The 11,846-nt window shown below is 68.1% G+C and carries 11 protein-coding genes; 7 read left to right on the top strand and 4 right to left on the bottom strand.

The window, feature by feature from the left end; translation table 11 throughout:
* Nucleotides 1–6 precede the first annotated feature (6 nt).
* The 6 genes from KF833_10385 (at nt 7) to KF833_10360 (ending at nt 6,730) form a co-directional block, all read left to right on the top strand.
* Nucleotides 7–405 (top strand): hypothetical protein, encoded by a 399-nt coding sequence (locus tag KF833_10385; GenBank protein MBX3745704.1) that lies wholly within the window; start codon nt 7–9, stop codon nt 403–405.
* Nucleotides 406–417: 12 nt separating this feature from the next.
* Nucleotides 418–816 (top strand): biotin/lipoyl-binding protein, encoded by a 399-nt coding sequence (locus KF833_10380; GenBank protein ID MBX3745703.1) that lies wholly within the window; start codon nt 418–420, stop codon nt 814–816.
* 50 nt (nt 817–866) lie between these two features.
* Nucleotides 867–1,697: a biotin--[acetyl-CoA-carboxylase] ligase gene (locus tag KF833_10375; GenBank protein MBX3745702.1), complete on the top strand. Its 831-nt coding sequence runs from the start codon at nt 867–869 to the stop codon at nt 1,695–1,697.
* Complete coding sequence (locus tag KF833_10370) at nt 1,694–3,196, top strand: succinate CoA transferase (GenBank protein MBX3745701.1); 1,503 nt, start codon at nt 1,694–1,696, stop codon at nt 3,194–3,196. Before KF833_10375 ends, KF833_10370 begins: the two co-directional genes overlap by 4 nt.
* A gap of 443 nt (nt 3,197–3,639) precedes the next feature.
* Entirely contained in the window at nt 3,640–5,088 is a 1,449-nt protein-coding gene (locus KF833_10365; protein MBX3745700.1) for a DUF4912 domain-containing protein, read from the top strand.
* Nucleotides 5,089–5,152: 64 nt separating this feature from the next.
* A complete protein-coding gene (locus KF833_10360) occupies nt 5,153–6,730 on the top strand; it encodes a DUF1957 domain-containing protein (GenBank protein MBX3745699.1) in 1,578 nt (525 codons plus the stop codon).
* A 409-nt stretch (nt 6,731–7,139) separates the two neighbouring features.
* Here KF833_10360 and KF833_10355 read toward each other — a convergent pair whose 3' ends face one another.
* The 4 genes from KF833_10355 to KF833_10340 form a co-directional block, all read right to left on the bottom strand.
* Complete coding sequence (locus KF833_10355) at nt 7,140–8,192, bottom strand: class I fructose-bisphosphate aldolase (GenBank protein MBX3745698.1); 1,053 nt, start codon at nt 8,190–8,192, stop codon at nt 7,140–7,142.
* A 123-nt stretch (nt 8,193–8,315) separates the two neighbouring features.
* A complete protein-coding gene (gene pdxH, locus KF833_10350) occupies nt 8,316–8,999 on the bottom strand; it encodes a pyridoxamine 5'-phosphate oxidase (protein ID MBX3745697.1) in 684 nt (227 codons plus the stop codon).
* A gap of 29 nt (nt 9,000–9,028) precedes the next feature.
* Nucleotides 9,029–10,294, bottom strand: coding sequence for an amino acid permease (locus tag KF833_10345; protein ID MBX3745696.1), 1,266 nt, complete (start codon nt 10,292–10,294; stop codon nt 9,029–9,031).
* Nucleotides 10,295–10,426: 132 nt separating this feature from the next.
* A complete protein-coding gene (locus tag KF833_10340) occupies nt 10,427–11,065 on the bottom strand; it encodes a protein-L-isoaspartate(D-aspartate) O-methyltransferase (GenBank protein ID MBX3745695.1) in 639 nt (212 codons plus the stop codon).
* 467 nt (nt 11,066–11,532) lie between these two features.
* On the opposite strand from KF833_10340, the gene KF833_10335 reads away from it, so the two are divergent.
* Nucleotides 11,533–11,793 carry a DUF465 domain-containing protein gene (locus KF833_10335; protein ID MBX3745694.1) on the top strand — a complete coding sequence of 87 codons (261 nt, stop codon included), beginning with the start codon at nt 11,533–11,535 and terminating at the stop codon, nt 11,791–11,793.
* Nucleotides 11,794–11,846 lie beyond the last annotated feature (53 nt).

Genomic DNA, 11,846 nt, shown 5'->3' with positions numbered 1-11,846 from the left:
TCGCCCATGAGCACTCCCGCAACCTCCGCCCCCACCCCGCCGGCGCCCGTCGCCGACGTCGTGACCGAGGGCGAATTGCATCTCGGCAAGGCACTGGTCCTGATCCAGCGCGTGCTGCCGCGTCTGGACCGGATCGAGGACAGCGCGGCGGTCCAGGCGGCGCTTCGGCAGGCGGCGGCGGAGGTGACCGCGGCCTGCGCGGCGCATGAACGGGCCATCGAGGCCCTGCGACCGGCACCGGTGGATGCCGAGACCCTCGCCCTGGTGGCGGCCGCCGTCGCGGTGGTTCTGGGGCGTCCCCACCGGGTGCTGGGCGTGCAGAAAGTGGCGCCCGCGGTGATGTGGGTGAATGCCTGGGCGATCGAGGGCCGGTTCCAGCACTACTCCTCCCACAAGGTTCGTTAACGACAGCTCCCCATGATCAAGAAACTCCGCGTGACGGTGGATGGACGGCCGTATGAGGTGACGGTCGAGATGGAAGACGAGGCCGGGCTGCCGGGAGGTCCGGGCGGGCCGCCTCCGTTGATGGCCGCGCCGGTGGCGCCGGCGTCCGTCGCGGTGGCCACCCCCGCCGCCCCACTGGCCTCCGCCGTGCCGTCCGGCCCGGGCGACGTGCCAAGCCCGCTGGCGGGCCGGGTGACGGCCATCAACGTCGAGGCGGGCCAGGCGGTCAAGGAGGGCGACCATCTGCTCACCCTCGAGGCGATGAAGATGAACACCTTCGTCATGGCCCCGCGGGCGGGGCAGGTGAAGGAGGTCAAGGTGAGCGTGGGTTCCGCCGTCGAGGAAGGTCAGGCCCTGGTCCGACTGGAATAGCTTCCCGATGACCTCACGATGTCGATCCGAAGCCTGACCTGCATCGCCGGATGAGCACGACCGACCGCCCGCCACCAGCCCTTCCGGTTGCCAGGAGCGGGGTCGGCCCATGCGGGCGGACGTCGCTGCCGCGGGTGGAGGCGATCGACGGATGGCGGGTGCAGCACCTCGACGAGGTGGACTCGACCAACGACGTGGCCGCTGCCTGCGACGTGTGGGAAGCGGTGCGGGCGGACCGGCAGCGGGCCGGCCGCGGACGGCACCAGCGGAGCTGGCAGTCGGGTGCGGGGGGATTGTGGATCTCGGCGGTGGTGCCGATCGGGGCGCTCGACCGCGGTTGGTCGGCCCTGCCCCTGGCGGCGGGGCTGGCCGTCTGCGAGACCCTTGAGGACCATGGCGTGAAGGGACTGCGATTGCGTTGGCCGAACGACGTGCTCACCGGGCGGCGGAAGCTGGCCGGGCTCCTGGTGGACCGGTTCCGCGAGGACCGCGCGGTGATTGGAGTGGGGATCAATGTGGCGAACCAGCCCGAGGCGGAGAACCCGGAACTGGCCGGGACCACGGTGCGCCTGGCCGACCTGCTGACCCCGGCCCCCCCGGTGGAGGCGGTGGCGCGGCGGTTGCTCGCAGGGCTGCGCGGCGTGGTTGAAGGGATGCATCGCGAGGGGTTCCCGGCCCTGGTGCCGCGGATCAACCGGTGGTGGGATGCCGGATCGGCCCTGGTGGTGGAGTCCGATGCCGGGCGGACGGAAGGGACATTTCTGGGCGTGGACGGCGAGGGGCGCCTGCGGGTGCGCGCTCCCGACGGGACCGTGCGCGAGTGGGCCGCCCACGAGGTGCGGCAGGTGCGGGACATCGAGAATCAGGAGGGCCATTCATGAATGCAAAGGAACTGACCCGGCTCACCGCCGAGGAGGCGGCGGAGCACATCAACGACGAGCAGACCGTGGCGTTCAGCGGGTTCACCCCGGCCGGCGCGCCGAAGGCGGTGCCGCGGGCCGTGGCCGCGCGGGCGCTGGCCGAGCACAACGCCGGACGGCCGTTCCGGATCAACGTGATTACCGGGGCCTCGACCGGGCCGTCGCTCGATGGCGCGTTGGCCAAGGCCCAGGCGATCGGGTTCCGCACGCCGTACCAGTCGGATCCCGACCTGCGCCGGAGCATCAATGCCGGTCAGACGCGTTTCTTCGACATGCACCTGTCGCGGCTGCCGCAGGACGTGCGCTACGGCTTTCTCGGGCCGGTGCACTGCGCGGTGATCGAGGCCTGCGACGTGACGCCTTATGGGGAGATTGTCCTGACCTCCTCGGTCGGGGCGGCGCCGACCTTCGCCAGGGTGGCCCAGAAGATCATCGTCGAGCTGAACCGTTATCATCCGCCCTTCCTGCGCGGCCTGCACGACGTGTACGAGCCGCACGACCCGCCGTTGCGCAGCGACATCCCGCTGTTCAAGCCTTGCGACCGGGTGGGGCAGCCGGTGATCCAGGTGGACCCGGCGAAGATTGTCGGCGTCGTGGAGACCAACGAGCCCGACGAGACGAAGGGATTCGCCGAGCCCAGCGAGGTGACGGCGCGGATCGGCCGCAACGTGGCGGAGTTCCTGGCCGGGGAACTGCGGCGCAGGGTCATCCCGAAGGGGTTCCTGCCCGTGCAGTCCGGGGTTGGCGACACCGCCAACGCCGTGCTTCAGGCGATGTCGGAGCATCCGGAGATCCCGTCCTTCCAGATGTACACCGAGGTGATCCAGGACTCGGTGATCGGCCTGATGCGGAAGGAGCGGGTCACCTTTGCCAGCGGCTGTTCGCTGACCGTGCCGCCGGAGACGCTCGAGGGGATCTACGCGGACTGGCCGTTCTTCCGGACGCGGCTGGTGTTGCGGCCGCAGGAGATCACCAACAATCCCGAGCTGGTGCGCCGGCTGGGAATCATCTCCATCAACACGGCGATCGAGGTGGACCTGACCGGGAACGTCAACAGCACCCACATCCTGGGCCGGAGCATGATGAACGGGATCGGGGGTTCCGCGGACTTCGCCCGCAATGCGTTCCTGTCGATCTTCACCTGTCCGTCGGTGGCCAAGGGAGGGAAGATCAGCACCATCGTGCCACTGGTCAGCCACCTGGACAGCAGCGAGCACTCGGTGTGCGTGATCGTCACAGAACAGGGCGTGGCGGACCTGCGGTGCAAGTCGCCGGCGGAACGGGCGCAGACGTTGATCGAGAACTGCGCGCACCCCGAGTATCGGGACGCCCTTCGCGCCTACGTGGACCTGGCGGGGCACACCCACACCCCCCAGACCCTCTCCGCCGCGTTCGCCATGCACGTCAAGATGGCCAGGGACGGCGACATGCGAGGGGTGGACTGGTCGGCGTTCCGTTGAGGCGGCAGCGAATCGGAGGGACGAGCTCCGCGAGTCCTCAATCCCTTGCACCCCACCGTTGCGGCCTCGTGGAACTCGGCCCTCCGAGACGACGCTTGGCGAAATTTGCACCTGTCCCCACAACTTCGGGATGCACGGCACCGGGGCCCAAGCCGCGCTTTGCGCTTGCGGAGAACTGCCGGGCGTGGCTTAACGATTCGCCAGTGGTGAGCGATCCGGGCGCTCTGCGAACCCCCACGAGCGGTCCGGCGGGACAAGGGAGTCTATGAAGCCCTCGCAACGGCCCGTCCCCAGCCAGCCGATCAACCCGCCCGTTCCGTCGATGCCAGGGTGTCGAGGGTGGGTCGAGGCGCCGCCGAACTGGCGAAGACGGTGACGGGACGGGGCGACCGTTCCGTACCACACGCCACACGCCACACAACCCACGCAACCGAAATCAGGACATGCAGAAGCCGAAGTCAGCCGGTTCCAAGACCCGCCGTTCCAAGTCCGCCGCCGCACCTGCCGTTCCCGCCCCGGCGGCGGCTCGGGAGGCGGCGCCGAAGTCGAACCCCAAGTCCAATCCCAAGGCCGACCCCAAGGCGCCGGACGCGGTGTCTCCGAAGGGTGGGGGCAAGGGGATGACCAAGGCTCCCGCGCCTGCCGAGGGGGCGACCAGGGCTCCGTCGGCAAGCGTGGGGGCGTCAGGCGCGAAGCCGGCGACATCGGGACGCCCGGCGGTGCCGGCGGCGTCCCCGGCTCCGCCTCCGTCCGCTCCGCTTCCTCCCATCCTGCTGGAGGGGGATGTGGACCGCGGGCCCACGGTGGGCGGGCCGGGGGATCGCTATGTGACGGGGCCGGCGCCAGCGAAGGGGTTGGCGGGGGCCCAGGGAGTGCTGCCATCGGCTTATGGGACGGGCCGAATGCTGTTGCTGGCGCGGGACCCGCATTGGATTTATGCGCACTGGGACCTGACGGACGAGCAATTGCGGGAGCACAACAGGAAGTCGGCCAGCGGGCGCCTGACGCTCCGGGTGTATGGGGAGGCATTGGAAGGGAAGCCATTGCTGGAGCAGGAAGTGCATCCCGAGTCACGGAACTGGTTTCTGCATGTGCCCCGGGCGGGGGCGCGGTATCTCGCGGAACTGGGGTACTACGGGCGGCGGGAAGCGTGGACCCGGGTGGCGATATCCGGGGCGACCTTGACCCCGGGCGATGGGATCTCGCCGGAGACGTGGGTTCGTTTCGAAACGCTGCCCTTCGACATGCCCATGGCGACACTGGTGGCGATGGTGCGGGAGGCGGCCGGGGAGCATGTGCCGCTGCTGGAGGCCCTGGCTGCGGTACGGGACCGGGTTGGCATCGAATGGCCGTCGGCGGAGGCGGTGGCGCGGAGGGAATGGACGGTGGAGCAGGAGCGCGCGCTGGCGCAGGCGATCAGCATCGACGAGATGCGCCGGGTCTGGATCGGGTCGCTGGAGATCACCGAGCTGTTGCGCCGGCAATTGGCGCGGGGGATTTCTTCGGGGGAGTGGCCGGTGTCGAGCTTCGGTGCGGGAGAGGTCTCGAGCGTGACCAGCCTGGCCAGTCCGTTCGGCGGAGCGGCCGAGTCGCGGAGGGGGTTCTGGTTCAACGTCAATGCCGAGCTGATTGTGTACGGCGCAACGGATCCCCGGGCGACGGTTCGGATTGGGGAGCGGACGATCCGTTTGAGGCCCGATGGGACGTTCAGCTACCGGTTCGCCCTGCCGGATGGCGACTATGCGTTGCCGATCCGGGCGACGTCGCCGGACGAGGTGGAGACGCGGAGCGCGGCGCTGACGTTCCGGAGGGCCAGCGAGTACCGGGGCGAGGTGGGGCGGCATCCCCAGGATGGCACCTTGCGGACGCCGGGACCGGAGCATGTGGGATGAGGGGGTGACGGGGTTGGGGGAACCGGCTCGCCTCGGGCGGGTTGGGGAGGCAGGCTGAACGGACATGCGCGGTTACGTTGCCCTACTGCTGCACGCTCATCTGCCGTTTGTGCGCCATCCGGAGCACGAACGGTTTCTGGAGGAGTCGTGGCTGAACGAGGCGATCACGGAGACGTATTTGCCGCTGGTGCAGACGTTCGAGGGCTGGTTGCGGGACGGAATCCGGGCCCGGATCACGTTGACGCTGAGTCCGACGCTGTGCGCAATGCTGCAGGATCCGCTGTTGCGGTCGCGCTACGAGCGTCACCTGGACGTGCTGATCGGGCTGGCGGAGCGGGAGACGTACCGGACCCATTGGGATGGAGCGCTTCGCGCGCTGGCGGAGGGGTACCTGCGCCGTTTTCGTGAGTTGCGCGGGGTGTGGGAGAGATGCGGGGGCGATCTCGTCGGGGCGTTCCGGCGGTTGCAGGATGCGGGGTTGGTGGAGGTGATCACGACGGCGGCCACCCATGCGTTGCTGCCCTTGCTGCGGGAGCATCCGTCATCGATCCGGGGCCAGATCCTGACGGCGCGCGACGATTACCGACGGTGTTTCGGACGGGACCCGCGGGGAATCTGGCTGCCGGAATGCGCCTATGCGGCGGCGGTGGAACCGGCGTTGCAGGAGGCGGGGATCCGGTGGTTCACGATGGACACCCATGGGCTGATGTACGCCACGCCGCGCCCGCGGTACGGGGTCTTCGCGCCGGTTCTCACGCCGCACGGGCTGGCGGGGTTTGGCCGGGACTTGGATTCCGCACGTCAGGTGTGGAGCCGCCAGGCCGGGTATCCCGGGGATGGGCGGTACCGGGACTTCTACCGCGACATCGGGTTTGACCTGGAATTCGAGTATGTGCGGGCGGCGTTGCCGTCACCGGACCTGCGGGGGTTCACGGGGATCAAGTATCATCGGATTGCGACGGACGCATCGGGCGAGAAGGAACGATACGACCGCGGGGAGGCATGGCGGGCGGCGGACGGGCATGCCGGGCATTTTCTGAGGTCGCGCATGGACCAGGTGGGGCATCTGGCGTCGATCATGGAACGGCCACCGATGGTGGTGTGTCCCTACGACGCCGAATTGTTCGGGCACTGGTGGTATGAGGGGCCGGAGTTTCTGGATCTGCTGGTGCGCAAGGCGGCCTGCGACCAGGAGGTGTTCCGGTTGGTGACGCCGTTCGAATACCTGAAGGAGCATCCGACGCAGCAGGTGGCGGCGCCGGCGGAATCGACGTGGGGTGAGGAGGGCTACTTCCGGGTCTGGCTGAACGAGACCAACGAGTGGATCCTGCCGCATCTGGATGTGGCGATGGAGCGGATGCATGGGCTTTCCCGGCAGTTTCGGGAGCCGGACGCCCTGACGCGACGTGCGTTGAACCAGGCGGCACGGGAGCTGATGCTGGCCCAGGGGAGCGACTGGCCATTCATTTTGCGGACCGGAACGAGCCCGGATTATGCCCGGCGGCGGGTGACCGAGCACCTGCTGCGGTTCATCGAGTTGCACGAGCAATTGACCACGACCCGGGTGGACGAAGCGCGCCTGACAGTGATCGAGTCGGTGGACAATCTCTTCCCTGGGGTGGACTACCGGTACTGGGCGTAGCCGGAATCGGGAGGGAAGGACTCCGCCGCGGGTCGTGAACGGATCCTCACGCGGTACACCCGACCGCACCCAATCGAAGGCAGAAGTTCGACTCTTGTTGGGTGTTGGTTTGGAAAGTTCTACCCATCAAGAACAATACGTCAGGCGCATTAACTTTTACCTTTGACTTTTATTGTTGACGCCCCTGGCAATTAAAAGTCAGGCACTTAATTTTTGACGGCGGGCTCCAGCCCGGTGCCCCCCCGGTGCCGGTGTGAATTTCATTGGCTCGCTTGAGATGACCCTGTCGCGGGGCGTCAACAGTACAATGTCAGTCCCATTATCTTTCCTGCCGCCGCATCCGGGCAGGGGCAGGGTCCGCAGGGTCCGGATGGGCGGCGACGTTCGGGACGAGGGAAGGGGGGAAGCCTCAGGCGATGGAGATCGCCGGGTCGAGGTACACGTCCTGGATGAGGTTAAGGAGGCGGACGCCCTCGTTCATGGGGCGTTGGAAGGCTTTACGACCGGAGATGAGGCCGCTGCCGCCGGCGCGCTTGTTGACGACGGCGGTTTTGACGGCCTCGGCGAAGTCGTTCTCGCCGGAGGCGCCGCCGCTGTTGATGAGGCCGATGCGGCCCATATAGCAGTTGATCACCTGATAGCGGCAGAGGTCGATGGGGTGATCGGTGGTGAGGTCGGAATAGACCCGTTTGTCGGTCTTGCCGTAGCCGGAACCGATGGCTGTGTAACCGCCGTTATTCTCAGGGAGCTTCTGCTTGATGATGTCGGCCTGGATGGTGACGCCCAGGTGATTGGCCTGGCCGGTGAGATCGGCGGAAAGATGGTAGTCCTTGTCCTTCTTGAAGCCCGGGTTGCGGAGATAGCACCAGAGGACGGTGGCCATGCCGAGTTCGTGGGCGAGGGCGAAGGCTTCACTGACCTCGACGATCTGGCGGGTGCTTTCGGGGGAGCCGAAGTAGATCGTGGCCCCGACAGCGGCGGCGCCGAGGTCGGCGGCCTGTTCGACCGTGCCAAAGAGGACCTGGTCGAAGCGGTTGGGGAGGGTGAGGAGTTCGTTGTGGTTGATCTTGACCAGGAAGGGGATGCGGTGGGCCCACTTGCGGGAGAGGAGGCCGAGGACGCCGAAGGTGGAGCAGACGGCGTTGCAGCCGCCCTCGACGGCGAGGCGGACGATGTTTTCGGGGTCGAAGTAGGCGGGGTTGCGGGCGAAGGAGGCGCCGGCCGAGTGTTCGATGCCCTGGTCCACGGGCAGGATCGAGAGGTAGCCGGAGCCGCCGAGGCGCCCGTGACCGTAAAGGCGCTGGAGGTTGCCCAGGACGCGGTTGTTGCGGTCGGAGTGGACGAAGATGCGGTCCACGAAATCCGGACCTGGGAGGTGGAGCTGGGTCTTGGGGACCTTGGCCGAGTACTGGAGCAGCGCATCGGCGTCGGGTCCGAGGAGATTGAGGAGTTCAGCGTTCATCGCCGGTCAAGGGTGCCTGATGCGGCAGGCGGCTGGCAATGCATAAAAAAGTGAATCTTATGCAAATGGAATCCTGGCATTAGCAATATGGGTTGCGCCCAGGGTTGGGGAGGCAGGGGGGGGTCAGGGCGCGAGGCGATCGATGCGCCAGGTGCCGGGGGAGGTGCGGGAGTAGAGGAAGCGGTCGTGGAGACGGCTGGCGCCGCCCTGCCAGAATTCGAAGTCGCGGGGGACCACGCGGAATCCGCCCCAGAAGGAGGGAAGGGGGACCTGGCCTTCGCGGAACTTGCGTTTGAGTTCCTCCCATTTGGCTTCGAGGAGGGCGCGGGTGGAGATGATCCGGCTTTGGGGGGACGCCCAGGCGGCGAGTTGGGAGCCGAAGGGGCGTTTGGCGAAGTAGGCGAGGACCTCGGCGGTGCTGGTCCGTTCGGCGGTGCCCCGGATGGCGAGCTGGCGTTGGAGGGGGAGCCAGGCGAAGAGGAGGGCGACGTTGGGATTGGCGGCGAGGTGGCCGGCTTTGCGGCTCTCGAGGTTGGTGAAGAAGACGAAGCCGCGGTGGTCCCAGTGCTTGAGAAGGACGGTGCGGACGGCGGGGCAGCCCGAATCGTCCACGGTGGCGACGGTCATGGCGTTGGGTTCGAGCAGGTTGGCCTGGCAGGCCTGGTTGAACCAGAGACCGAACTGGGAAAAGGGATCGGGGGCGAGGTCTTCCTCGCGGAGGGCGGCGAGGGTGTAGTCGATGCGGAGATCGGCGAGGTTGGGATCGGGGACGGGAGGGGGGGGCGTGGGGTGGTCGGTCGGGGCCATGGCGGGGGAGGTCGGGGCGGGAACGGAATTCAGGGGGTTGGAGGGGCGGTGCGGCGGCGGGTGAGGGCCCAGGCGGCCCAGCCGAAGGCCAGCACGGCGAGACCGGCGAGGCTTTCGCCGGGGCGACGGAGGGCGCTGAAGGCGGCGACGGCGAGGGTGAGGACAAGGAACAGGGAGGGCACCCAGGGCCAGCCGGGAACGCGGAAGGAGGGGCCTTCGCGGCGGCGAAGGATCATGAGGCCGGCCACCGTGGCAGCGGTACTGAGGCTGAGGGTGAAGCCGATGTAGGTGAGGAGGCGGTCATAGGCCGCCAGCCAGAGCATGATCAGGGTGGCGACTGTCTGGAGGAGGATGGCGACACGGGGCGGGCCTTCGACGGGGGCGAGAACGCGGGGCAGATAGCCGTCCGCCGCCATGCGGGCGTACACACGCGGGCCGGCCATGGTCATGCCGGAGATGTGGGCGATGAGGACCAGGGAGATCAGGCCGGCGACGAATTGGGCGAGGGTTTCCCCTCCGAGGGCGCGGGCGGACACCACGCCGATGTCGAGTTGACCGGCGAGTTCGGGGACGGGCGCGGAGAAGACGAAGACGGCATTGAGGGCGAGGTAGATGGCGGTGACCAGGCCGGTGCCGAGGAGGAGGGCGCGAGGGAGGTTGCGTTCGGGTTGGCGGACTTCGCCGCCGACATAGACTGCGGCGTTCCAGCCGGCGTAGCTGAAGGAGATCCAGATCAGGGACACGGCGAAGGCGGTCCAGGGGAAGGACGCGTGGGGGGAGGGCGTGGGGGGAAGCGGGTCGCGCCCCGGGAAATGGGAGGCGGCGGTGGCGATGAAGATGGCGATGACCAGCAGTTTGAGGAGGACGGCGGCGTTATGGAGCCACATGCCGCGGCGGACGCTGACGGCGTGGAGCGCGGCACAGGCGACAACGAGGGCGGTGGCGGTCCAGAGCTGGGGAAGGTCCGGCCACCAGGCGCGAGAGTGTTGTCCGAAGGCGATGGCCGAGGCGGCGAGGGGTGCGGAGAAGCCGGCGAAGAAGGAGATCCATCCGGCGATGTATCCCGCAGCAGGATGAAGCGTGCGGGAAAGGAAGAGGTATTCGCCCCCCGATTCGGGCAGGCGCCGGGCGAGGGCTCCGTAGCTCAGGGCGCCGAGGGTGGCGATGATGCCGCCGAGGACCCAGGCGGTCAGGACCAGCCAGGGCGACTGCAGATCGGCGAGGGTGAAGCCGCTGGTGGTGAAGACCCCGGTGCCGATCATGGTGGCGACCACCAGGGTGGTGGCGCTGAGCACCCCGAGGGAACGCGGGGCTGGCGTTGAGGCCGACGGCGGCGGGGCTGGGTTCGGGTCCGTTCGGGAAGGGGCCACTTCGGGATGGGAAGGATGGAATCTGGAGCGACGAGAGACGCCGGGGGACGTGGCCGGTCAGGGTTCCGGCGTGGAGGCGGGGTCCTGGGGGGTGCCGGTCATGGGAACGAACCGGACGGGCAGGACGGCACGGCGCTCGACCCGCGGGCCGACTTTGCGGAGGAGGTAGAGGTCCTGACCGGTGGCGGGGGTGCCGACGGGGATGATCATGCGGCCCCCGTCCTTGAGCTGGTCCACGAGGGCGGGCGGGATGCGATCGGGGGCGCAGGTGACGATGATGGCGTCGAAGGGGGCGGCCTCGGGCCAGCCGCGATGGCCATCGCCGGAGCGGACGGTGATGTTGGTGTAGCCGAGGCGGAGGAGATCGGCTTCGGCGCGGCGGGCCAGGGCATCGACGATCTCGATGGTGTACACATGGCGGACGAGGTGGGCGAGGACGGCGGCCTGGTAACCGGAGCCCGTGCCGATTTCGAGGACCCGGTCGGAGGGGGAGGGATCGAGGACCTGGGTCATGAAGGCCACGATGTAGGGCTGGGAGATGGTCTGGCCGTAGCCGATGGGAAGCGGATGATCGCCGTAGGCGCCGGCCCGGACCTCGGGGGGGACCAGTTCATGGCGGGGCACGGCGCGCATGGCGTCGAGGACGTGGCGGTTGGTGATGTCGCGTCCGAGGCCTTCGAGTTGCTGACGGACCATGCGTTGACGGGCGAGGATGGTGGCGTCGGTATCGGCCGCATGACTTGGCCGGTGGGAATCGCAGGCCGCGGTCAGGCAGGCGAGGACGAGCCATGGCCAGCGGGGAGAAGTCACGCCGGCACTGTAGCAACGGGATGGGAACGGAGCGAGGGCGAAGTCGCGGGTGGCGGGGGCCCGGGCGCATCTCCGAGATGTCGGAGGGTGCAACGGAATCGGGGTCGGGGTCGCACTCGTAGAATCGGTATCGACAGGGGCCAAAAAGTTTCGCGTTTCCCCGGAGTTTGTTCCGGTTCGATTCCGATACCGACCCCGACCCCGAGGGTCCCCTCGTCGTATTCCTCGACCGATCGAATCGCCGACACCATGGAGATGCGGCCCGAGGGCACAGGAAGGGTGAAATCGGGCAATCTTTGGCTGGCCACCCCGGGGTGGCGGGCCTATGAATGCGGCGTCACAGGTTCAGGCTTATGCACAAACTCTTCCACCACCTCGCCGACGAGCTCCCGGAGTACCGGGAGGACATCAACTTCCTGATGGCCACCGACCCGAAGTTTCAGGAGTTGATGGGAAAATACCGCGAGGTGGACCACCAGATCCGCCTGGCTGACGAGAACATCGAACCGAAGTGCGACGAGACGGTGGAGATGTTCAAGCGGCAACGGCTGGCGTTGATGGACGACATGGTGCTGATCATCCGGGCGCGGCGGCCGGTGCGGGTGGCGGCCTGAGCGGGCGGACGCGGGAATGGGCGAACGGGCGAATGGGCCATTGAGGGTACGGC

Source organism: Verrucomicrobiia bacterium (assembly GCA_019634625.1).
Classification (GTDB): domain Bacteria; phylum Verrucomicrobiota; class Verrucomicrobiia; order Limisphaerales; family CAIMTB01; genus CAIMTB01.
Note: the sequence above shows the minus strand (reverse complement) of the source record. Positions and strands in the feature narration are given on the sequence as shown.